This is a genomic window from Motilibacter aurantiacus (assembly GCF_011250645.1).
GTDB lineage: Bacteria > Actinomycetota > Actinomycetes > Motilibacterales > Motilibacteraceae > Motilibacter_A > Motilibacter_A aurantiacus.
The window spans coordinates 239,200-262,019 of sequence record NZ_JAANNO010000003.1 but is presented as its reverse complement, the minus strand read 5'-3'; the positions used below and the strand labels follow the sequence as shown (position 1 = coordinate 262,019).

The window sequence follows — 22,820 nt, the reverse complement described above, 5'->3', positions numbered from 1 at the left end:
GCACTCGCGCGGTCGGTCATGGACGCAGCTCCCGAAGCGGCCCGTCCCGAAGCGCTGTCGCTGCTGGACCCCGCGGCGCAAGGGGCTCATCACCCGTGTCGACCTGGCGACCATGGCCACCGCGCCCTCCGGTCGCGGAGGCTGCGTCGCCCTCGATGCGCTGCTGCCACTGGCGGACGGCAGAGCGGCGAGCCCCCTGGAGTCCCGCGTACGTCTGGCCTGGGTGGACGGCGGCGTGCCGCTCGACGACCTTCCGCTCGAGGTGCGCGACGAGGTGGCCATGCTCCTGGCCGTCAGCGACCTCGCCTGGCGACGGCGTGCCGGGCGGGTGCTCCTCGGTGAGCCGACGGGGCCGGTGCGACCAACCGCGTTCCGTGCGCTGGGACCGGCGTCGTGCCGACGAGCTGTTGACCCGCGGGTACGACATGGTCCGCTTCACGCGGGCGGACGCGACCCGACCGGCGTACGTCGCCTCGACGGTCCCGACCGTGAGGAGTGGGCCTTCGTCCACGCGGTGATCATGTCCAGGTCGGCGGCACACCGGGCGTGTCGCGCTGAAGTGCCCATGATCACCGCGGGCAGGAGGCGGCTCGTCGCCACCCCGCCGCCCGCGCGACCGCCCGACCGTGAACCGCGGGTTAGCCTAGGACGATTCGCCCCCGAGCTCTCGAGGTACGCGCCCATGCCTGTCGAGTCCGTCTTCCCGCGGCTCGAGCCCCTGTTGACGCGGGTGCAGAAGCCCGTGCAGTACGTCGGCGGCGAGCTCAACGCACAGGTCAAGGACTGGGACGCCTGCGACGTCCGGTGGGCGCTCATGTACCCCGACGCCTACGAGGTCGGCTTGCCCAACCAGGGCCTGCAGATCCTGTACGAGGTCCTCAACGAGCGCGAGGCGACGCTGGCCGAGCGGACGTACAGCGTCTGGCCCGACCTCGAGGCGCTCATGCGTGAGCACGGCGTCCCGCAGTTCACCGTCGACGCGCACCGCCCGGTCGGGGCGTTCGACGTGTTCGGCCTGAGCTTCGCGACCGAGCTCGGCTACACCAACATGCTCGCGGCGCTCGACCTCGCGGGCATCCCGCTCGAGGCCAAGGACCGCGACGAGTCGCACCCGGTGGTGCTCGCAGGCGGCCACGCGGCGTTCAACCCGGAGCCGATCGCGGACTTCATCGACGCCGCGGTGCTGGGCGACGGGGAGGAGGCGGTCCTCCTGATCACCGAGATCATCCGCGCGTGGAAGGCGGAGGGCAGCCCCGGCGGGCGCCCCGAGCTGCTGCTGCGGCTGGCCAAGACCGGCAACGTCTACGTGCCGTGGTTCTACGACGTGGAGTACCTCGAGGACGGCCGCATCCGTCGCGTCGTCCCGAACACGCCCGGCGTGCCGTGGCGCGTCAGCAAGCACACGGTCATGGACCTCGACGAGTGGCCGTACCCCAAGCAGCCGCTGGTCCCGCTCGCCGAGACCGTGCACGAGCGGATGAGCGTCGAGGTGTTCCGCGGCTGCACGCGCGGCTGTCGCTTCTGCCAGGCCGGGATGATCACGCGCCCCGTCCGGGAGCGCTCGATCACGACGATCGGCGAGATGGTCGACGCGGGGCTCAAGGCGACCGGCTTCCAGGAGGTCGGCCTGCTCTCGCTGTCGAGCGCGGACCACACCGAGATCGCCGAGGTCACCAAGGGGCTCGCCGACCGCTACGAGGGCACCAACACCAGCTTGAGCCTCCCGAGCACGCGCGTCGACGCGTTCAACATCGACCTGGCCAACGAGCTGACCCGCAACGGACGCCGCTCCGGCCTGACGTTCGCCCCCGAGGGCGGCACCGACCGCATGCGCAAGGTGATCAACAAGATGGTCACCGAGGACGACCTGATCCGCACCGTCGCCGCGGCGTACGGCGCCGGCTGGCGGCAGGTGAAGCTCTACTTCATGTGCGGCCTGCCGACCGAGACCGACGAGGACGTCGTCGCGATCGCGCGCGTGGCCAAGCGGGTCATCGAGACCGGCCGCCAGGTGAGCGGCAAGCGCGACATCCGCTGCACGGTGTCGATCGGCGGGTTCGTGCCCAAGCCGCACACGCCGTTCCAGTGGGCCGCGCAGCTCGACCACGAGACGACCGACGCCCGCCTGGCCAAGCTGCGCGACGCGATCCGGTCTGACCGCGACTACGCCAAGGCGATCGGCTTCCGCTACCACGACGGCAAGCCGGGCATCGTCGAGGGCCTGCTCTCCCGCGGTGACCGCCGGGTCGGCAAGGTCATCCGCGCGGTCTACGAGGACGGCGGCCGCTTCGACGGCTGGAGCGAGCACTTCAGCTTCGACCGCTGGATGGCGTGCGCGGACGCGGCGCTGGTCGACGAGCCGGTCGACGTCTCCTGGTACACCACCCGCGAGCGCGACAAGGCCGAGGTCCTGCCCTGGGACCACCTGGACTCGGGGCTGGACAAGGAGTGGCTCTGGGACGACTGGCAGGACGCGGTCGACGAGGTCGAGGTCGACGACTGCCGCTGGAACCCGTGCTTCGACTGCGGCGTCTGCCCGCAGATGGGCACCGACATCCAGATCGGGCCGACCGGTCGCACGCTGCTCCCGCTGACTCCCGTGGGGCGCTGAGTTGGCGCGTACGCCGGAGGGCCCGCCGCCGCCTCCCGTCGTCCAGCGGCTGCGCATCCGCTGGGCGAAGCGCGGGCGGCTGCGTTTCACCAGTCACCGCGACTTCCAGCGCGCGTTCGAGCGGGCGCTGCGCCGCGCCGAGGTGCCGGTCGCGTACTCCGCCGGCTTCTCCCCGCACCCGAAGATCTCCTACGCCGGGGCGGCCCCGACCGGGACGGCCAGCGAGGCCGAGTACGTCGAGGTCGGCCTGCAGGCGCGGGTCGAGATCGAGCCGGTACGCCGCGCGCTCGACGCCGCGCTCGCCCCGGGCCTGGACATCCTGGAGATCGTCGAGGCGACGCCGGGCGCGCTGGCCGACCGGCTCGAGGCCTCCCACTGGCGCATCGAGCTCCCGGGCGTGCCGCTCGCCGCCGCCGAGCTGGCGGCGGAGGCGTTTCTCGTCGGCTCCGAGGTGCTCGTGGACCGGCTGACCAAGGACGGCGTGCGTACGTTCGACGCGCGCGGCGCGGTGGCGCGGCTCGGCGTGCTGCCCTCGACGCAGGGTCTCGACGGCACGCCGGAGGCGCGCAACGAGGCGGGCGACGAGCCGTGTGCGATACTCGACGTGGTCGTACGGCACGGAAACCCGACTGTGCGACCCGACGACGTTCTGTCCGGACTCCGTTCCGTGGCCGACCTCGTGCCGCCGGAGCCGCCTCGTGCGGTGCGGCTGGCGCAGGGGCCGCTGGACGAGGCGACGGGCACCGTGGGCGACCCGCTCGCCCTCGACCGGGACGTCGTCGGCGCGTCCGGTACTTCGAGCACCGTCTGAGCGACGACCGTCGCCGGGGGAGCCGACGCCGCACGCGCGTCCGAACAGGCTTCCGCCGGCTCGCCGGCGGCACGACGCGCCCCTGTGCGGCGCCCCACGGCGCCCGGGGGTGGACAGGAGCGGCCGTTCATGGTCGACACAGAGACAGCAGGCGACGGCATGGCCGGCGCCAACGGTACGAGCGACGGCCCGGCCGCCGGCAGCCCTGAGCCGCCGCGCCCGCGCCGCCGGCGAGCGGCGAGCAGGCCTGCCGGGCCGCCCGTCGCTGCGCCGGAGACCGAGGGGGAGCCCCCCGCCGGGCAGGGCGGCGCGGACGCGAGCCCCGCAGCGGACGCGCCCGCGGCCCGCGCCGCGGATGAGGGGCCTTCCGGTGGCGGCGCGGCTGCGCCTGACGACTCCGGTGCCGCACCGGGCTCTGCCCGCACTGCGGCTGACGCCGGGGCGCCCGACGCCGCCGGCGATGCGGCTGCCGAGGCTGCGCCCGCGCCGCGTGCGCGCACTCGCAAGACGGCGGCCAAGAAGGCCCCCGCCAAGACCGCGGCACGCAAGACGACCGGCCGCAAGTCTGCGGCGGCGCCGCCGGCCGACGAAGCGGCCCCCGATGGCGCCAGCACCCCGGACGGCGCCACGCTGACGGCGGGTTCGGCCTCGCCGGGCGACGCCGCAGCGGCCCCCGCGACCGGGGACGCGGCGGCACCCGCCGCCGACGCGGCACCCGTCGCCGCCGCGGCACCCGCCGCCCAGGACGCGCCCGCCCCGCGCCGGCGTACCCGCAAGACGGCGAAGAAGGCTGCGGAGGCTGCCGCGCCCGAGGTCGCGCAGGCTCCGGCGCCCCTCGCCGTGGAGGCTGCCACGTCCGAGGTCGCGCAGGCTCCCACGCCCGATGTCGCGGAGCCGGGCGAGCTGCCCGCCGCCGTGCCGGAGCCCGCGGAGCCCGCTGCGGTGGCCTCGCCGCCGGCCGTGCTGTTCCAGGCCCCGACCGAGCCGGCCGTCGACGCGCCCGAGCCCGCCGTGCCGCGGCGCCGCCGGGCCACCAAGAAGGCTGCAGCCCCCGCGACGGACGTCGCGCCCGCGATCGTGCCGGACACCGCGTCCCCGGGTGACACCCCGGACGCGACGGGCACGACGGCCGACCCCGACACCCCGGACGCCGAGGCGCCGGCGCCTCGCCGGAGGCGGGTCTCCAAGAAGGCTGCGGCGGCCGCGTTGGCAGCGGAGCAGGCGGCCGCCGAGGCCGCGGCAACGCTCGCCGCACAGCAGGCGGCCGAGGGTCAGGACGTGGCGCCGGCCGAGGGCGACCTCGAGGCGACGGACGAGCCGGCCGAGCGTGATGCCGACGCCGCGGACGGTCTCGAGCAGGCCGCCGAGGCGGAGCAGGCCGAGCAGGCCGAGCACGCCGACGACGAGGAGCCTGTCGAGGACGCCGAGGCGCAGGCCGACGACGAGCAGCCCAGCGAGGGCCGGCGCCGTCGTCGCCGGGGTGGCCGCGGCCGTCGCAACCGCCGTGGCGACACGGCTCCCGAGGCGGGCGAGGCCGAGGGCGAGGAGCCTGCCGAGCGTCCCGCCGACGAGGAGCCGGACAGGGACGCGGCGGACGAGCCGGAGGAGACGGGCGAGGCCGACGGCGACGAGGACGCCGGGGGCTCGCGCCGTCGCCGTCGCCGTCGCCGTCGCGGGGGCTCGGACGACGAGCCGGCGACCGCCGACGACCCCGAGCGCACGGTGGTCCGGGTCCGCGAGGGCCGGGAGGGCCGTCGCGGTCGGTCCCGCGACGACGAGGACGAGGTGCAGTCGCTGCGCGGCTCGACCCGCCTCGAGGCGAAGAAGCAGCGCCGCCGGGAAGGCCGCGAGCACGGCCGTCGTCGCGTGCCGGTGCTCACGGAGGCCGAGTTCCTGGCCCGCCGCGAGAGCGTCGACCGCAAGATGATCGTTCGGCAGACGCGGCAGCGGACGCAGATCGCGGTGCTCGAGGACGGCGTGCTCGTCGAGCACTACGTCGACAAGGGCGAGACCGGCACCATGGTCGGCAACGTCTACCTGGGGCGGGTGCAGAACGTCCTCCCGAGCATGGAGGCGGCCTTCATCGACCTCGGCCGGGGCCGCAACGCGGTGCTGTACGCCGGCGAGGTCAACTGGGACGCCGCCGGGCTGGAGGGGCAGCCCAAGCGCATCGAGGTGGCGCTCAAGTCCGGGGACCCCGTCCTCGTGCAGGTCACCAAGGACCCCATCGGGCACAAGGGCGCCCGCCTCACGAGCCAGATCAGCCTGCCGGGCCGTTTCCTGGTCTACGTCCCGAACGGCTCGATGACCGGCATCAGCCGCAAGCTGCCCGACACCGAGCGCTCGCGGCTCAAGTCCATCCTCAAGAAGGTCGTCCCCGAGAACGCCGGCGTCATCGTGCGCACGGCCGCCGAGGGGGCCAGCGGGGAGGACATCGCCCGCGACGTCGAGCGCCTCCAGGAGCAGTGGGAGGAGATCGAGCGCAAGGCCGCCACGGCCAGCGCCCCGTCCCTGCTGCGCGGAGAGGCCGACCTCACGGTCCGCGTCGTCCGTGACCTGTTCAACGAGGACTTCTCGGGTCTCATCGTCGCCGGTGACGAGGCGTGGGACACCGTCGAGCCGTACGTCCGTGGCCTCGCCCCGGACCTGGTCGACCGGGTCTCGCGCTGGACCGGAACCGGAGACGTGTTCGCCGCGCACCGCATCGACGAGCAGCTGGCCAAGGCCCTCGACCGCAAGGTCTGGCTGCCCTCGGGCGGCTCGCTGGTCATCGACCGGACCGAGGCGATGGTCGTCGTCGACGTCAACACCGGCCGGTTCATCGGCAAGGGCGGCAACCTCGAGGAGACGGTCACCAAGAACAACCTCGAGGCCGCGGAGGAGATCGTCCGGCAGCTGCGGCTGCGCGACCTCGGCGGGATCATCGTCATCGACTTCATCGACATGGTCCTCGAGAGCAACCGCGACCTCGTGATGCGGCGCCTGCTCGAGTGCCTCGGCCGCGACCGCACCAAGCACCAGGTCGCCGAGGTGACGTCGCTGGGCCTGGTCCAGATGACGCGCAAGCGTGTCGGGTCCGGGCTGCTCGAGGCGTTCTCCGAGCCGTGCGAGGCGTGCAAGGGCCGCGGCGTCCGGCTCCACCTGGACAACGGGCACGTCGAGCCGGTCGCCCTGGCGCCGGCCGAGGGCGAGGACAGGGGCCGGCGCCAGCGCCGCGGCGTCGTCGTGCCCCCGGGAGCGCCGCCGTCGCCGGCGCTGCTCGCGGCGCCGGCCGACGCCGAGCCCGGCACTGCGGCTGCGGACGGTGGCTCGGCGATCGAGCCGCCGGCGGCGGAGGACCCCGTCGCGGCCGAGGACCCGGTCGAGCCGGCTCCCCGCCCTCGCCGCAGCCGGCGCGCCACCCGTGCCGCGCAGGCCCCGCGCAGCGCGGGCTCGTCCGGTGACGCCGCCGCGCCGGCCGGCGAGGCCGAGAACGCCGAAGCCGGCAACGCCGAAGCGCCGTTCGCCGAAACCGCAAGCGCGAACGGCGCCTCCGCGGAGGAGAGCGCGGTCCAGCCCTCGCTGCTCGCGACCGCGGGGCCGGACCCGGCACAGGACGTGGAGCCGCTCGACGACGGCCGGCCGGTGCGCCGCCGCCGCCGCTCCAAGTCCAGCTGAGAAGGCCGTGGCCCGGGGCCTCCGCCCCGGGCCATCCCGTCACCCGCCGAAGGCGAACAGCTCCGCCCCGTCCTCGGCCCACACCCGGGCGCGTGGGGTGCCACTGACGTCCAGCTCGACGCGCAGCCCGGGCCCGCCGTCGGTGGGGCGGGCGGCGTACGCGTACGCCGTGTTGCTCACCGCCAGCGTCTCGGTGCGCGCCGTCGAGAGCCACGGGCGCGCCCGCCGTACGCCCAGCAGCTCGCGGTGCGCCTGGAGCATCCCCGCGCCGACGTCGGTCAGCTCGTGCGGGCTGTCGGGGTAGGCGGGCCGGACCGCGTCGTCGCCTCCGAGCCGGTCCTCCTTGACGCCGAGGAGCGCCTGCTCGTCCCCGTAGTAGACCGACGGGACGCCGCCCGTGGTCATCAGCACGACGAGTGCGAGGACCGCGGCGTCCGGCCCCACCCTGCTCGCGATGCGCGTGACGTCGTGGTTGCCGATGAAGGTGGCAGGGACGAAGCGCTCGAGAAAGCCGGCGTGCCGCCGCAGCGCCCAGTCCAGCTCGAAGAAGTTGCGGTCGGTGAGCGAGCTCCAGACCGCCTTCCACAGCTCGTACTGCGTCACCGAGTCCACGGTCGAGCTTCCGACGAAGCCGGCGTAGTCGCCGTGGATGACCTCGGCGACGAACCAGGCCTCGGGGAACTCGGCGCGGACGCGGGCGAGCACGTCGCGCCAGAAGCCCGGCGGCACCGCGTACGCGGCGTCCAGCCGCCAGCCCGCGATCCCGCGGCGCAGCCAGTGCGTCATGACGGCGACGACGTAGTCCGCCACCTCGGGCGCCGCGTGGTTCAGCGCGACCAGCGAGCCGTGGCCCTCGAAGACCTCCGGGCGGGGGCCGCCCGGCGCGTCCCAGTCGATGCGGAACAGCCCGGCGCGCGGGCCGTCCGGGCCGCCGGCCAGGGCCTCGAGCACGAGCGGGTGCCGGTCGCCGACGTGGTTGAAGACCCCGTCGAGCACCACGGCGAGGCCCCGCTCGCCGCACGCGCTGACGAGCGCGTCGAGGTCGTCGTCCGACCCCAGGCGCGGGTCGACCCGGAACTGGTCGAGCGAGTCGTAGCCGTGCGTCTGGGCGGCGAAGACCGGCCCCAGCAGCAGCCCGGTGACCCCGAGGCCAGCGGCGTAGTCGACCCAGTTGCGCAGGCGGCGCAGCCGCGGCGCCGGGGCCACGTCCGGGTCCCGGACGGGCACGCCGCAGAAGCCGAGCGGGTAGACGTGCCACCACGCTAGTGAGGAGGGCTCAGTAAGCATGGGGTGAGGCTACCCCACCAGCGCGTAGGCTCGCCGGGTGCGACGCGACCGGAGCCCGCGCCAGCGGCTGGACCCGGGCGAGCGGCAGGAGCGCATCCTCGACGCGGCCACCGCCGCGTTCGCCGCCACGCCGTACGACGACGTGGCCCTCGCTCCGGTGGCCGCGGCGGCGGGGGCGTCCGAGGCGTTGGTCTATCGCTACTTCGCGGGCAAGGCCGGGCTCTACGCGGCGGTCGTCCAGCGCTCCGTCGACGACCTCGTCGCGGCCCACGAGGAGGCCCTCGCGCAGCTGGCCCCGGCCGTCCCGGCCCGGGACCGGGTGCGCGCCGCGACGCTGGCGTACCTCGAGCACGTGGCCCGACATCCCAGCGGGTGGCTCGCGCCGCTCGCCCGGTCCGAGGGGGAGCCGGAGCCCGCGGCGACCATCCGCCGGGACGCCCGCGCCGACTACGTGGCCCGGCTGCGTGGCCTGCTGCAGCCGGGCGTCGGCACCCGACGCGAGTACGCCCTGTGGGGCTTCTTCGGCTTCCTCAACGCGGCCGCGCTGCGCTGGCTCGCCGAGGGCTGCCCCGAGGACGCCCGGTGGCCGCTGGTGGACGCGGCGCTGGGCGCCCTCGAGGGCGGCCTCGGCGACTGGGCTGCCTGAGCGGTCAGGTCCCCCGCGGGGTGCTCGTCGGGGTCGGGCCGGCCGTCGGCGTCGGAGCGGGCGTCGGAGCGGGTGTCGGAGCGGGTGTCGGAGCGGGTGTCGGGGTCGGGGTCGGGGTCGGCGCAGGAGTGCCGCCGCTGACCACCCGCGTGACCCGCACCGTGAGCTCGCCGGTGTTGTCCCTGAGGTCGACGTCCCACAGGCCGAGCCGCAGCGCCCCGTTGCGGGTCGCGGTGTACGTCCCCTTCCACACGTGCGCCGCGCTGCAGCCCGCGGCGTCCGCGTCGGCGGCGGTGAGGGCCGGGTCGGTCCCGTCGAGGTACAGGTCGAACAGGTCGGCCCTGCGCACGGCGTTCCAGTCCACGTCGTTGCGCCACTGGCCGCCCCGCGACGCGCACTCCGCGTCGGCCGGGCCGTAGCCGGTGTCGTAGGTGCCGCTGACCGTCACCGCGTACGTCGCCCCGCGCACCAGGGTGCCGGCCGTGCGGACGGGGACGGTCGCGTCGGCGGGAAGCGCCACGGTCTCGTCGGTCAGCGTCGGCCCCCCGGTGACCGGCACGCCGTCGGCACTGGGCGCCGGGACCGCGGTCGACCGCTCGACCGTCACCCGCAGGGCGCCGGTGTTGTCCTCGGGGGCGGGGTCGAACACCTGGAGCCGGGCGCGGCCGTCGCGGGTCGGGGTGAAGGACCAGGTGTAGGTGTGGGTCGACACCGCGCAGTTGCCGACCGCGGTGCCGACGGGGCCGAGGCCAGGGACGGTGCCGTCGACGTGCAGGTCCAGCGACGCCTGCTCCTGGTGGAGCGGGTCGACGGAGGCCGTCCGCTTCCACGACGTCGACTGCCCACGTCGCAGGCACGCGGCGTCGGACTCGCCCTCGCCGAAGTCGATGACGCCCGTGGCGGTCACGGTGTAGTTGATGCCGGCCCGCAGCACCTGAGCGGTCCGGACGACGCCGCCGTTGGCCGGCACGTCGACGCTGTCGACGTACGCGGCCGGGCCGTCGGTCAGCCGGGGCTCGTCGGCCTCGGGCAGGGGCGCCGCGGGCGGGACCGGTGCGGCGAGGTTGCCGACGTACGCACCCGACTTCATCACCGACAGGCGCAGGGAGCCGGCGTTGTCCGGGTAGTAGTCGTCGAGCACCTGCAGCGTCAGCGGGCCGCTGACGGCGGGCGTGTAGTCCATGTAGTAGACGTGGGCGGAGTCGCACGCGCTCGTCGAGCCGCTGCGCGTCCGCCAGTCGCTGCGCCCGTCCACCACGAGGTCGAACTGTGCGGTGCCGGTGGACTCCCAGGTCGACTGACGGGACCAGCCCTTGTCATCGTACGGGTGCCAGTTGCACGTCGCGTCCGCGAGCGAGCTGCCGGTGCCGTAGCGGTAGGTGCCACTGACGGCGAGCCGGTACCTCGTGCCGGCCTTGAGCGAGAACGCCGTCGTCGTGACCTGGCCGAGCACGGGCACGTCGACGTCGGCCTGACCGGTCGCGCCGAGGTCGACCAGCGGCGGCCAGATCGGCGGGGGCGTGGGCGTCGGGGTGGGGGTCGGCGTCGGGCGCACGGTCCGGGTCGGCGCGGGGGCCGGGGCGGGCGGCGTCGGCGCGACCACGCTCGGCGCCGTCGGGCGGGCCGTGGGCTTCGCCGTGGGCACCGGCTTCGGGGTCGCCGTGGCCGGCCCCTTCACCGGTGGCTTCACCGGTGCCTTGACCGGCGGCAGCACGGGGTCGACGACCAGCCCGGACCAGAACGAGGTCTTGCCCATCGCGCCGTTCCAGCCGAGCGAGATGTGCATGTGGTCGGTGTGCGCGCTCGCGCCGTGGTACGGCCGCCAGACGCTGGGGCTCGACGTGGACCAGATCTTCCGGTTCCAGATGACGTACATGACGCCCATGCGGCGGGCCATGGCCGCCTTGTTGCCGTGCTTGTCGGTGGCCAGGAGGAAGGTGAGGAAGGCGGCCGCCTGCGACTTCTGCTTGGCGTTGCGGACGTTGACCTTCCAGTCGAACGCCCGCCCCTCCTTGTGCTCCGAGCGTGCCCCGGCCTTGCAGGCGCGGCTGATCCCCAGGCTGCCGGTGCCCTTGTACGTCTTCTGCAGCCAGGTGGCCAGCTTGAGCGTCCCCGGCTTCGGGCTGGGGCTGCACGTCTTCTGCGGCTGCTGCGCGGCGAACCACTCGATCTTCTTGCCGAACGCCCGTGCCGCGGCGTCGGCGAGCTGCGGCGCCTGGATGGCGGCGGCCGGGGCGATCAGGGCGAGGCCGAGCAGCATCGGCACGAGCGCGCGGGCACGGCGGTCCTGCAGGAGCCGGTGGAGCAGGTGGGGCACGACAGGTCCTCGTCGGTCGGCAGGCCGGCCGCCGCGTGCGCGACGGCTGCCGACGGCCCGGGCAGAGCCGTCCCAGAACCTTCGGCACGGCGGGGCCCGGGCCTGACGGCCCGATGAGGTGATGTGCGCCCGGAGGGGCCGGCCCCCCCTCGTGCCCGCTGCCGGGCGCCGTGCGCGAGACGGCGCCCGACGTGCCCCCAGACCCGGGGAGCGAGCGGCCTACCGCGCGTCGTCGGCCGCGATCACGGAGAAGTCCTCGTCCCCGTGGCCGCGCCGCGACGCCTCGAGCAGGGCCGTCGCCGCGGCGGTCAGCGCGGGCAGCGGCAGCGTCGTCGTGTCGAGCATGAGCCGGGCGTCCTTGGCCAGAAGGTCGGTGGAGAACTGGGTGTCCGAGTACGCCGCCGCCCGCACCGCCGCGCCCTTGGCCTTCGCCGTCGGCGTCAGCATCGACCCGTCGAGAGCGGCGAGGACCTGGTCGGTGGTCAGCCCGGCCGACCGGCCGAGCCGCAGTGCCTCGACGAGCCCCTGCATGCCGACCGCGAGCGCGAGGTTGTTCACCAGCTTGTCGGCCGCGGCATGGGCCGCCGAGTCGTACACCCGCAGCCGGCCCGGCCCGGCCCACAGCCGCACCAGCGGCTCGGCCACCCGCACGGCCTCCGGGTCGCCGCCGAGCAGGACGCCGAGCGCCCGGGCGCGGGCCGGGGCCAGCGACCCGACGACGGGGGAGTGGGCGTACCAGACCTCGTGCTCGGCGGCCCAGGCGGCGAACTCCGTGGCCTGCTCCGGCGAGAGCGTCGTGACGTCGACCCAGGTGCACTCGGCCGGGACCGGCAGCCGCGCGTTGACGACGACCTCGCGCACCGCGGCGGCCCCGAACAGCGCGGTGACGACGACCTCCGCCCCCTGCACGGCCTCCGCGGCGGTGCCGGCCCGCAGCGCCCCCTCGGCCACGAGCCCGTCGGCCGCCTCCGGGGTGCGGTTCCACACGGTCACCTCGTGCTCGGTGAGCAGGTGCCGGGCGAGCTCGCGGCCCATGCGGCCCAGGCCCAGGAATGCGATCTTCACGCTGGTGTCCGTCCCCGGTGGCGGGCCGGGTGCCCGCGGTCACCGACGAGATTCCCGCGTTCCCCGGGCGCGACTCCGCGCGCCCCGGTTTGACCGTGCCGGACGCCGCTACGTACTCTGATCCCTCGGTGCGCCTCCGGCGTGCCTGCCCGCGCTCGTGCGCGGTGGTGCCGTCAGGGGCATCGCCGCAGCCGTGCGGGCCGTCTCACGCGGGAAGGAAACGCCAGGTGTACGCCATCGTCCGGGCCGGCGGCCGTCAGGAGAAGGTCGCCGTCGGTGACCTCGTCGTCCTCGACCGGGTCGCGGGCGAGCCGGGGTCGACCTTCCAGCTGAAGCCGCTGCTCCTCGTGGACGGCGAGACCGTGACCAGCGACGCCGCGGCGCTCGCCAACGTCACGGTCACCGCGGAGGTCCTCGACCACCGCAAGGGGCCCAAGATCGACATCCTCAAGTACAAGAACAAGACCGGCTACCGCGTGCGTGGCGGCTTCCGCAGCTCGCTGACGCAGGTGCGCGTCACCGGCATCGAGACCGGGAAGTAGGCCCGCCATGGCACACAAGAAGGGCGCGTCCTCGACGCGCAACGGCCGCGACTCCAACCCGCAGTACCTCGGGGTCAAGCGGTTCGGCGGTCAGCTGGTGAAGGCCGGCGAGATCCTCGTCCGCCAGCGCGGCACCCACTTCCACCCGGGCGACGGCGTCGGCCGTGGCGGCGACGACACGCTGTTCGCGCTCGTCCCGGGCCACGTGGAGTTCGGCCGCAAGCGCGAGCGCCGCGTCGTCAACATCGTCCCGGCCGTGGTCGCGGCGGACGTCGCCGCGGAGTAACTCCGCAGCACTCAGCGTTGTCGAAGGGCGGACCGGGTCTTTCCCGGTCCGCCCTTCGCCTTTCCACCGCCGGTGCCCCGGCCGCCTCCCGACGCGTACGCGTCCGGAGGGCCGGGCGCGCCGGTGCCGTACCAACGAGAGGACAGCCCCGATGACGACCTTCGTCGACCGCGTCGTGCTGCACGCCGCCGCCGGCGACGGCGGCAACGGCTGCGCGTCCGTCCACCGCGAGAAGTTCAAGCCGCTCGGCGGCCCGGACGGCGGGGACGGCGGCAACGGCGGGGACATCGTGCTCGTCGTCGACCCGCAGGTCACGACGCTGCTCGACTACCACCACGGCCCCCACCGGCGCGCGACGAGCGGCAAGCAGGGGCAGGGCAACAACCGCGACGGGGCCAACGGCGAGACGCTCGTGCTGCCGGTCCCCGACGGCACCGTCGTCACCACGCTCGACGGGGAGGTCCTGGCCGACCTCGTCGGCGCCGGGACCCGCTACGTCATCGCCCAGGGCGGGCGGGGCGGGCTCGGCAACGCCGCGCTCGCGTCGACCAAGCGCAAGGCCCCGGGCTTCGCGCTGCTGGGCGAGCCGGGCGAGGCCCAGGACGTCGTCCTCGAGCTCAAGACCGTCGCGGACATCGCCCTCGTCGGCTTCCCGAGCGCCGGCAAGTCCAGCCTCGTCGGCGCCCTCTCCGCGGCCAAGCCGAAGATCGCGGACTACCCCTTCACCACGCTGGTGCCGAACCTCGGCGTCGTCGAGGCCGGGGACGTGCGCTTCACCGTCGCCGACGTCCCCGGGCTCATCCCGGGCGCGAGCCAGGGCAAGGGGCTCGGCCTGGAGTTCCTGCGCCACGTCGAGCGCTGCGCCGCGCTGGTGCACGTGCTCGACTGCGCCACGATCGAGCCCGGCCGCGACCCGCTGACCGACCTCGACGTGATCGAGGCCGAGCTGGCCGAGTACGGCGGGCTCGGCGACCGTCCGCGCATCGTCGCGCTCAACAAGGTGGACGTGCCGGACGCCCGCGACCTCGCCGACATGGTCCGCGCGGAGATCGAGGCCCGCGGCCTGCAGGTGCTCGAGGTGTCGGCGGCCACGCGCGAGGGGCTGCGCGAGCTCTCCTTCGCGATGGCCCGGCTCGTCGCCGACGCGCGCGCCGCCGCCCCGCCGGCCGAGCCTGAGCGCATCGTGCTGCGCCCGCGCGGCCACAAGGAGCAGGAGTTCCGCGTCGAGCGCGAGGGCGACCGCTTCCGCGTGCTCGGCGACAAGCCGTGGCGCTGGGTCCGGCAGACCGACTTCTCCAACGACGAGGCCGTCGGGTACCTCGCCGACCGGCTCGCCCGGCTCGGCGTCGAGGAGGAGCTGCTCAAGCAGGGCGCGCAGGCCGGCGACGAGGTCGTCATCGGGGCGGGCGACGACGCCGTCGTCTTCGACTGGGAGCCGACCCTGGAGTCCGGCGCGGAGCTGCTGCACGGGCCGCGCGGCAGCGACATCCGGCTCGAGCCCGAGCGCCGGCGCAGCAAGTGACCGACCCGGCGGCCGTCGAGCAGGACGGCGCGACCGACTGGCGGCAGGCCGTCGCGACCGCGGACCGGCTCGTCGTGAAGGTGGGCTCGTCCTCGTTGACGACGAGCGGGGGCGGCATCGACGACGGGCGGGTGCGCGCGCTCGTCGACGCCCTCGCGGCGCGCGTCCGGGCCGGCTCCGAGGTCGTCCTGGTGAGCTCCGGCGCGATCGCCGCCGGGCTCAGCCCGCTGGGGCTCGCCCGGCGCCCCCGCGACCTGGCCACGCAGCAGGCGGCGGCGAGCGTCGGGCAGGGCATGCTGATGCACCGCTACACCTCGGCGTTCGAGGAGCACGGCGTACGCGTCGGCCAGGTGCTGCTCACGGCCGAGGACGTCATCCGGCGCAGCCACTACCGCAACGCCCAGCGCACGCTCTACCGGCTGCTGGCGCTGGGCGTGCTGCCCGTCGTCAACGAGAACGACACCGTCGCGACCCACGAGATCCGGTTCGGTGACAACGACCGGCTCGCCGCGCTCGTCGCGCAGCTCGTGCACGCCGACGCCCTCGTGCTGCTCAGCGACGTCGACGGGCTGTACGACGGCCACCCGCGCAACCCCGGCGCCCGGCTCATCCCGGAGGTCGCGAACGCCGCCGCGCTCGACCACGTCGACGTCGGGGGCGTGGGCAGCGGGGTGGGCACCGGCGGCATGGTGACCAAGGTCGAGGCCGCCCGCATCGCCACCGGCGCCGGCATCCCGACGCTGCTGGCCGCCGCGGCCGACGCCGGGCGCGCCCTGGGCGGTGACCCGGTCGGCACCGTCTTCGCGGCCTGGGGGCGCCGGCGCTCGACGCGGCTGCTCTGGCTCGCCCACGCCACCGCCCCGCGCGGCCGGCTCCGCCTCGACGCCGGTGCCGTGCGGGCCGTCGTCGAGCGCAGCGCCTCGCTGCTGCCGGCCGGCGTGACCGCGGTCGAGGGCGAGTTCGCTGCCGGCGATCCCGTCGAGCTAGTGGACGAAAAGGGCCACGCCGTCGCCCGCGGTCTGGTCAACTTCGATGCGACGGAGCTTCCGGGGCTGCTCGGCCGCTCCACGCACGAGCTGGCCGCCGACCTCGGGCCGGCGTACGAGCGGGAGGTCGTCCACCGCGACGACCTCGTCGTCCTGAGCCGCTGACGGCTCGGGCAGTCCGGCCGATCGCGGCGCAGGTTCACAGGAAGGTTGGGCGTCTGTGTCGTCCTCTTCGCAGCCGGACGGGCCGGAGCAGTTGGGCGAGATGTACCACGTGACGCTCAGCGTCTGCGGCGACCCGATGGACGAGGCCGCGCTGGAGGAGGCGCTGCACCGGCTGGCCGAGGAGCGCCCGTTCCTGCTCTCGGCCCGCTTCGCCCGGGACCGCGCGGAGGTGCGCTACTGGGAGGAGGCGCGCTGCCTCGACGACGCCGCCGCGCTCGCGCTGCGGCTGTGGGGCGAGCACCGGGCCAGCGCCGGTCTCCCCGCCTGGGAGGTCGTCGGGCTCGAGGTCGTGGACCGCGACACGTACCACTGGCGGATGGCCCAGCCGCCCGCCCCGGCGCTCGTGCCGGCGGGCGAGGTCGCCCCTTTCTGACCCCGTCGTCGGGCGCAGGGGAAAGGCGAGGCGGGCCGGGGCGGCGCCGCCGTACCCTGAACCCGTGAGCGCCGACGTCACGACCGCGAGCCAGCCCGACACCTCGACCGACGAGCGCGAGGCCGTGCTCGCCGTCGCCCGGCGGGCGAAGGAGGCGAGCGTCGCGCTCGCGCCGCTGCCCCGCGGGCCCAAGGACGCGGCGCTGCTGGCCATGGCGGACGCGCTGCTGGGGAACGCCGAGGAGATCCTCGTCGCGAACGCCGAGGACATCGCCCGCGCCGAGGGCAACGGCACGCCGGCCAACATGATCGACCGGCTCCGGCTGACCCGCGAGCGGCTCGAGGGCATGGCGCAGGGCCTGCGCGAGGTCGCCGCGCTGCCCGACCCCGTCGGTGAGGTCGTCCGCGGGTTCGTCCGCCCCAACGGCCTGGAGGTACGCCAGGTCCGCGTCCCCCTCGGGGTCGTCGGGATCATCTACGAGGCACGGCCCAACGTGACGGTCGACGCGGCCGGGCTCTGCCTGAAGTCCGGCAACGCCGCGCTGCTGCGCGGGTCCTCCTCGGCGTACTCGTCCAACCGGGCCCTCATCGCGGTCCTGCAGCGGGCGCTGGCCGCGTCCGGCCTGCCGGGCGATGCCGTCCAGCTCGTCCCGGGCGAGTCCCGCGAGTCGGTCAAGCACCTCATGCGGGCCCGTGGCCTGGTCGACGTGCTCATCCCGCGCGGCGGCGCCGGCCTGATCCGCTCGGTGGTCGAGGAGTCGACGGTCCCGGTGATCGAGACCGGCGTGGGCAACTGCCACGTCTACGTGGACGCCGAGGCCGACGTCGACATGGCCGTGAAGATCCTGCTCAACGCCAAGGCCCAGCGCACCAGCGTGTGCAACTCCGCCGAGACGCTGCTCGTCCACGCGGACGTCGCCGAGGCGTTCCTCCCGGTCGCGCTGCCGGCGCTGCGCGACGCGGGCGTCACGCTCCACGCCGACGAGGCGGTGGCCAAGGCCGCGGCCGACGCGGGCATCGAGACGGTCGAGGCGACCGAGGACGACTGGTACGCCGAGTACCTCTCGCTCGACCTCGCGGCCAAGGTGGTCGGCTCGCTCGACGAGGCGGTCGCGCACATCCGGACGTACGGCAGCGGCCACACCGAGGCGATCGTGACCCGCTCCCAGCAGGCCGCGCGCCGGTTCGTCGCGACCGTCGACTCCGCGGGCGTGGCGGTCAACGCCTCGACTCGCTTCACCGACGGTGGGGAGCTCGGCTTCGGGGCGGAGATCGGCATCTCCACGCAGAAGCTGCACGCGCGCGGGCCGATGGGGCTGACCGAGCTCACCTCGACCAAGTTCGTCATGACCGGTGAGGGGCACATCCGCCCCTGAGCGGGCTGTGCCACGATGGGCGCCGGCGCAGCGGGGCGTACCCCGCCGGGTCGGCGCCGTCGAGAGACGGTGACGACCCAGCGCCGGCGACAACCGACCCCGACGACGAGGAGCGCGACATGCGCAGTGCCGTGCTGGCCGCCGAGGAGCACGCGAACGAGCTGCCCGCCGACCCCATCGTGATCGGGCTGATCACGTTCGCCATCCTCATCGTGGCACTGCTGATCACGATGGCTTTCAATCACGACCGCTGACCCGGGCGCCGGGCCGCGGGACGGCCCGGCAGGTCAGCGGCGGGTCAGGCCGCCGGCAGGACCTCGTCGCAGGTCTGGTTGGACCAGGTGACGGCCGACAGGTAGGCCCGCGACAGCTCGGTCACGTCGACCGGGAGCGTGTCGGCGAGGGACGCGATGCGCCGCTCGTCGCTCGCCTCCTGGGCGAGGACCGCGTCGAGGACCTTGCCCAGCCGGCCCTGCCGATGGGCGAGAGCGAGGTGCAGGTCCGCGGCGAGCGGGAGCCGCTCGACGACAGCGTCCATGGACAGCCCCAGCAGCATGTCCAGGCTGGACAGCAGCCCGACGATGAAGGCCGACTCCGGGCGGGCGCCGCCCACGCGGCCGGCGAGGATCTCGCAGGCGCGGGCCCGCGTCATCGCCATCCGGAGCTTCTCCTCGTCCGGCTTGCCCGAGGCCAGCACCATGAGCAGCATCCAGGAGCGCAGCGTCTGCATCCCGAGCAGCACGAGCGCGTCCCGGATCGACTCTATGCGCCGCGCCGGGCCCGAGGCGGCTGCGTTGGCCGCCCGGAGCACCCGGTAGTTGAGCCCCACGTCGGTGCGCACGACGGCCTCGATGTCGGCCAGGTCGATCTCGGGGTCGGCCAGCTTGGCCAGCAGCTGCAGGCTCGACAGCTCCGACGGTGAGACCGTGCGGGCGGTCACCACGTCGGGTCGGAGCAGGAAGCGGCCCTGGAAGTGCTCGAAGCCCAGCTCGTGGCAGCGCTCCATGTCCGAGAGCCGCTCGACGCCCTCGGCGATCAGCTGGACGTCGGCCTCGGCCCGCAGCTCTCGGACCAGCCGCGGCAGGTCCTCGGCCGGGACGGCGCCGAGGCCGACCTTCACGAAGCGGCAGTACGGCAGCAGGGCGGCCCGCTCGGGCTCGCCGCGCCAGTCGTCCAGGGCCAGGGCGTACCCCCGGTCGGCGAGGCGCTTGACCCCGTCGAGCACCTCGTCGTCGCCGTGGATGCCCGGCTGCAGCTCCAGGACCGCGGACTCGGGCGCGAACGGGACCGGCAGCGTGCCGACGACGAAGGCCCGGGTGACGTTGACGAACGCGCGCCGGCGGCCCACCAGCCGCTCGAGGCCGAACTCGGTGAACGTGCTGACGATGACCCGCGTGGTCGCCGCGTCACCGGGGTCCGTGCCCGGGTACGCGGCGGCAACCGGAGCGGACTCGGCTCCCGTGTCGGCCGGCCCCTCGGGACGGAAGAGCAGCTCGTAGCCCACGACCTGCAAGGAGCGGTCGTACACCGGCTGCCGGCCTACGTGGACGGCTGTCACGGAAGGTCCTCCTCGGGATCGCTACGGTTTCCTGTCGGCGCGTCGGCGCCGCGGCTTGAGCACGCATCTGCAGGCGCGGGCGAGGCCGGCGGTCAGGAAGGCGGGACGTGGGAAAGCGCATCGGCGTCATGGGCGGCACCTTCGATCCCGTCCACCACGGGCACCTCGTGGCCGCGAGCGAGGTGAAGTGGCGGTTCGGGCTCGACGAGGTCGTCTTCGTACCGACAGGGACACCTTGGCAGAAAAGCCATCAGACCGTGACCGCGGCCGAGCACCGCTACCTCATGACCGTCGTGGCGACCGCCTCGAACCCCGACTTCACGGTGAGCCGGGTCGACATCGACCGGCCGGGCGTCACGTACACGATCGACACACTGCGGGACCTGGCGACCGAGCGCGGCCCGGACACCGAGCTGTACTTCATCACCGGCGCCGACGCGCTCGCGCAGATCCTGTCCTGGAAGGACGCCGACGAGCTCTTCCAGCTGGCCACGTTCGTCGGCGTGACCCGGCCCGGGCACCGGCTCACCGTCGAGGGGCTGCCCGAGGACCGCGTCTCGCTGCTGGAGATCCCGGCGCTGGCGATCTCCTCGACCGACTGCCGCGCGCGGGTCTGCCGCGGGGAGCCGGTGTGGTACCTCGTGCCGGACGGTGTCGTGCAGTACATCGCCAAGCACCGGCTCTACAGCAACGCCGGCTGCCTCCCGCCCGAGGCCTGAGCCCGCGAGCTCGCGCGGGGTGGCACGCTTGAGGGGGTACGCCGGTGTCCCGCCGGCGTCCGCGTGCCGCGCCAGCGGCACGGACCCCGTCCGGCACCCCGAGGAGCCCCTTGCCAGCCAGTGAGAGAGCGATCGAGCTCGCCCGCGCCGCCGCCGTCGCGGCCGCCGACAAGCTCGCCGACGACGTCATCGCCGTCGACGTGAGCGACCAGCTCGTGATCACCGACGCGTTCGTGCTCGCGTCCGGCACGAACGACCGGCAGGTCCGCGCGATCGTGGACGCCGTGGAGGACGCGCTGCGCGACCTGGGCGCCAAGCCTGCCCGCCGCGAGGGCGAGCGCGAGGGACGGTGGGTGCTGCTCGACTACGTCGACATCATCGTCCACGTCCAGCACGCCGAGGACCGGGTCTTCTACGCCCTCGAGCGGCTCTGGCGCGACTGCCCCACCATCGTGCTGCCCGCCGAGGCGACCGAGGGCCGCTCGGGCGCTCCCGCCGCCTCCGACGGCACGGCGCCCGCGTGAGCGCCCGTCGCCGGCTGATCCTGTGGCGGCACGGGCGGACCGTGTGGAACGCCCAGCTGCGCTTCCAGGGGCAGACCGACGTGCCGCTCGACGAGGTCGGGGTGGACCAGGCCCGCCGGGCCGCCCGGATGCTCGCCTCGCTCGACCCGGCGCTGATCGTGGCCTCGGACCTGCAGCGCGCGGCCGACACGGCCGCCGCGCTGGCCGCCGTCACCGGGCTGGAGGTGCTGACCGACGCGGGGCTGCGGGAGACCAACGCCGGGGCGTGGCAGGGCCTGACGTCGGCGCAGATTGCCGAGCAGTTCCCCGACGAGTGGTCGGCGTGGCACCGCGGGGAGCCGGACGTGCGCCCCGGGGGCGGCGAGACCCGGCTGGAGGTCGCGGCCCGCGCCTGCGACACGCTGGCCAAGGCCGTGGCCCAGGTCGGGCCGGGGGAGACCGTCGTCGCGGTCACGCACGGCGGCGCGGCGCGCACGGCCCTGGCCAGCCTCATCGGGCTGCCGTCCGGCGTCTGGGGTGCGCTCGGCGGGCTCTCCAACTGCAACTGGTCGGTGCTCACCGAGGACGGCGAGCGTGGCGAGGGGCTGTGGCGCCTCATGGAGCACAACGCCGGGTCGCTGCCGGAGCCGGTGCTCACCGAAGAGGGGTAGGGGGCCGCCGCAGGCCACCCGAGCGGTGACGTATGCTGTTCCAGCCGCGAACGCGCGGTGCGGGGCTGTGGCGCAGCTGGTAGCGCACTTCCATGGCATGGAAGGGGTCAGGGGTTCGAATCCCCTCAGCTCCACCGGGTTCATCTCGGTCAGTCGCTCCACGAAGGCTTCCAGCACAGCTGGAAGCCTTCGTCGCGTTCGGGGAGACGCCCCTCCCGCCTCGGCTCGACCGGGCAGGACGGCGACGGCCGCCGCCCCGGGACGGGGGCGGCGGCCGCCGCCGTACGGCTCGTCAGGCGGCCTGGCTCAGGCCTTGGCGGACAGGGCGGCCGCATCGACCAGCGGCAGCAGGGCCTGCTTGGCGGCGGCGCTCACCTTGGCGGGCTTGGCGTCCGCGATCGCGGCCCGCAGCTCGCCGAGCTCGTTGCCGGCGACCAGGGCGCGCAGCTGCTTGGCGGTGCTGGCCTTGACCGCGCCCGCGTCGACCTGGGCGGCGAGCTGGATCGTGAAGGCGCGCAGGCCGGTCGGCTGGCCGAGCCAGCTGCCCAGCAGCGCGAGCAGCTGGGACTTGGCATCGGCGCTCACCTTGGCCGGGCGGGCGGAGGTCACGTAGTAGTCGAGCCCGGACAGCACCGCGGACACGGCCTCGTACGCCGCGAGGTCGGCGGCCATGGTGGCGGCGTCGATCAGCTTCGCGATGTCGCGGGCGGCGCTCGGCTGGATCTCGCGCGTCGCGGCGAGCTCGTCCGCCACCGAGGAGACGTACGCGATGCCGGCCGACAGCGACGGGGCGAAGAGCGCGCGGGTGAGCAGTGCGTCGTGGTCGGTGTAGACCATGGGGATCACGGTGGAGACGGGCAGCAGGAGCCGGGCGGCCGTGCCGTACGTGTGCTGGATCCCGACCTGCTGGGTGGCGGCCGAGTCCCGCTCGGTCCAGTAGCCCGGGGAAGCGCACGAGCCCTGGCGGTTCACGTCGCCGGAGAGGATGGTGGGGGCGATGCCGAGCGGGCTCGCGGGGGCGCCGGCGGCGAGCACGGCGGCCAGCTCCGCGCATTGCGCCGTGTTGTTCGCGGCGTTGGCGGCGTTGCCGCCCACGGCGAGGTGCGTGGCGCAGACGCGGATGCCGTCCTCGGTCGTCACACAGACGTAGCGGCGCTCCTCGGCACCGAGCTGCGCGGTGTAGGCGCGGTCCTCGACGGCGGTGATCGCCTTCTTCGTCAGCACCCCGTTGCCGAAGACACCGCGGTCGCCGGGGTTGCGGCAGGGGAGCTGCGCGCGGTTGTAGATCACCGTGGAGAACCGGAAGTCCATCCCGGTCTCGCGGGCGATGCGCTCCACGTCGCCGCTGCACGCCTCGTTGAGCGTGACGACGTCCGGCTGCGCGGACCGGACCTTCTCGATCGCCTCGTCGACGACCTTCGGGTACTGGGTGCGGCCGAAGCAGCCGGCGAGCCCGGACAGGCAGAGGTTCATCTGGAGCAGCGAGTACGGGGTCACGCTGGGGGTGGCGGCATCGGCGCGCGCCGGAGTCGCGGCGTTCGCCGCACTCTGCGGCACCGCGAGGACGAGGGCGAGGAGCAGCCCCATCGAGGCAAGAAGGCGAGTTCGCATGGCGCGCAAGCTAGGGCGAGCGCCTGTCCGCGAGTCGAACTGCGCGTGAACGGAT

The 22,820-nt window shown here is 74.7% G+C and carries 19 protein-coding genes and 1 tRNA gene; 15 read left to right on the top strand and 5 right to left on the bottom strand.

The features are described from left to right. The first annotated feature begins 682 nt into the window (after positions 1–682). The 3 genes from G9H72_RS07515 to G9H72_RS22325 all read left to right on the top strand — a co-directional run bounded on the left by G9H72_RS07515 (position 683) and on the right by G9H72_RS22325 (position 7,079). Entirely contained in the window at positions 683–2,611 is a 1,929-nt protein-coding gene (locus G9H72_RS07515) for a TIGR03960 family B12-binding radical SAM protein (protein ID WP_166169454.1), read from the top strand. Between the two features lies 1 nt (position 2,612). After that, positions 2,613–3,422, top strand: coding sequence for a TIGR03936 family radical SAM-associated protein (locus tag G9H72_RS07510; protein ID WP_166169452.1), 810 nt, complete (start codon positions 2,613–2,615; stop codon positions 3,420–3,422). A 129-nt stretch (positions 3,423–3,551) separates the two neighbouring features. Next, a complete protein-coding gene (locus tag G9H72_RS22325) occupies positions 3,552–7,079 on the top strand; it encodes an Rne/Rng family ribonuclease (RefSeq protein ID WP_166169450.1) in 3,528 nt (1,175 codons plus the stop codon). A 39-nt stretch (positions 7,080–7,118) separates the two neighbouring features. Here G9H72_RS22325 and G9H72_RS07500 read toward each other — a convergent pair whose 3' ends face one another. Next, entirely contained in the window at positions 7,119–8,366 is a 1,248-nt protein-coding gene (locus tag G9H72_RS07500) for an alpha-amylase family protein (protein WP_166169448.1), read from the bottom strand. 37 nt (positions 8,367–8,403) lie between these two features. Between G9H72_RS07500 and G9H72_RS07495 the strand changes: the two genes are divergently transcribed. After that, complete coding sequence (locus G9H72_RS07495) at positions 8,404–9,012, top strand: TetR/AcrR family transcriptional regulator (protein ID WP_331272081.1); 609 nt, start codon at positions 8,404–8,406, stop codon at positions 9,010–9,012. A 4-nt stretch (positions 9,013–9,016) separates the two neighbouring features. Here G9H72_RS07495 and G9H72_RS20935 read toward each other — a convergent pair whose 3' ends face one another. Further along, entirely contained in the window at positions 9,017–11,329 is a 2,313-nt protein-coding gene (locus tag G9H72_RS20935; RefSeq protein ID WP_196790892.1) for a DOMON domain-containing protein, read from the bottom strand. Between the two features lie 219 nt (positions 11,330–11,548). Further along, positions 11,549–12,394 (bottom strand): NAD(P)-dependent oxidoreductase, encoded by an 846-nt coding sequence (locus G9H72_RS22870; RefSeq protein WP_166169446.1) that lies wholly within the window; start codon positions 12,392–12,394, stop codon positions 11,549–11,551. A 227-nt stretch (positions 12,395–12,621) separates the two neighbouring features. Here G9H72_RS22870 and rplU point away from each other — a divergent pair, with 227 nt between their 5' ends. The 7 genes from rplU (at position 12,622) to G9H72_RS22300 (ending at position 17,957) form a co-directional block, all read left to right on the top strand. After that, the gene (rplU, locus tag G9H72_RS22865) at positions 12,622–12,936 is read left to right on the top strand and encodes a 50S ribosomal protein L21 (RefSeq protein WP_331272080.1); all 315 of its coding nucleotides are present in this window, start codon (positions 12,622–12,624) and stop codon (positions 12,934–12,936) included. A 7-nt stretch (positions 12,937–12,943) separates the two neighbouring features. Further along, the gene (gene rpmA / locus G9H72_RS07470) at positions 12,944–13,222 is read left to right on the top strand and encodes a 50S ribosomal protein L27 (RefSeq protein ID WP_166169442.1); all 279 of its coding nucleotides are present in this window, start codon (positions 12,944–12,946) and stop codon (positions 13,220–13,222) included. A gap of 151 nt (positions 13,223–13,373) precedes the next feature. Beyond that, complete coding sequence (obgE, locus tag G9H72_RS07465; protein ID WP_166169440.1) at positions 13,374–14,744, top strand: GTPase ObgE; 1,371 nt, start codon at positions 13,374–13,376, stop codon at positions 14,742–14,744. Then, a complete protein-coding gene (proB, locus tag G9H72_RS07460; protein WP_166169438.1) occupies positions 14,741–15,895 on the top strand; it encodes a glutamate 5-kinase in 1,155 nt (384 codons plus the stop codon). The genes obgE and proB overlap by 4 nt, the downstream gene beginning before the upstream one ends. A 55-nt stretch (positions 15,896–15,950) precedes the next feature. Beyond that, entirely contained in the window at positions 15,951–16,328 is a 378-nt protein-coding gene (locus G9H72_RS22305; RefSeq protein ID WP_166169436.1) for a hypothetical protein, read from the top strand. A gap of 64 nt (positions 16,329–16,392) precedes the next feature. Further along, positions 16,393–17,703: a glutamate-5-semialdehyde dehydrogenase gene (locus G9H72_RS07450; RefSeq protein ID WP_166169434.1), complete on the top strand. Its 1,311-nt coding sequence runs from the start codon at positions 16,393–16,395 to the stop codon at positions 17,701–17,703. Positions 17,704–17,822: 119 nt separating this feature from the next. Beyond that, a complete protein-coding gene (locus G9H72_RS22300) occupies positions 17,823–17,957 on the top strand; it encodes a hypothetical protein (protein ID WP_269205095.1) in 135 nt (44 codons plus the stop codon). Positions 17,958–18,001: 44 nt separating this feature from the next. Here G9H72_RS22300 and G9H72_RS22860 read toward each other — a convergent pair whose 3' ends face one another. Continuing rightward, complete coding sequence (locus tag G9H72_RS22860) at positions 18,002–19,261, bottom strand: EAL and HDOD domain-containing protein (protein WP_166169432.1); 1,260 nt, start codon at positions 19,259–19,261, stop codon at positions 18,002–18,004. A 128-nt stretch (positions 19,262–19,389) separates the two neighbouring features. Here G9H72_RS22860 and nadD point away from each other — a divergent pair, with 128 nt between their 5' ends. The 4 genes from nadD (at position 19,390) to G9H72_RS07425 (ending at position 21,288) form a co-directional block, all read left to right on the top strand. Then, positions 19,390–19,980, top strand: a complete 591-nt coding sequence (nadD, locus tag G9H72_RS07440) for a nicotinate-nucleotide adenylyltransferase (RefSeq protein ID WP_166169942.1) — start codon at positions 19,390–19,392, stop codon at positions 19,978–19,980. Positions 19,981–20,090: 110 nt separating this feature from the next. Next, positions 20,091–20,504 (top strand): ribosome silencing factor, encoded by a 414-nt coding sequence (gene rsfS / locus G9H72_RS07435; RefSeq protein ID WP_166169430.1) that lies wholly within the window; start codon positions 20,091–20,093, stop codon positions 20,502–20,504. Continuing rightward, on the top strand, positions 20,501–21,154 hold the full coding sequence (locus tag G9H72_RS07430; protein WP_166169428.1) for a histidine phosphatase family protein: 654 nt from the start codon (positions 20,501–20,503) through the stop codon (positions 21,152–21,154). The genes rsfS and G9H72_RS07430 overlap by 4 nt, the downstream gene beginning before the upstream one ends. Positions 21,155–21,215: 61 nt before the next feature. Continuing rightward, a tRNA-Ala gene (locus tag G9H72_RS07425) sits at positions 21,216–21,288 on the top strand. A gap of 172 nt (positions 21,289–21,460) precedes the next feature. Here G9H72_RS07425 and G9H72_RS07420 read toward each other — a convergent pair. Continuing rightward, entirely contained in the window at positions 21,461–22,765 is a 1,305-nt protein-coding gene (locus G9H72_RS07420) for an endonuclease/exonuclease/phosphatase family protein (protein ID WP_166169426.1), read from the bottom strand. Positions 22,766–22,820 lie beyond the last annotated feature (55 nt).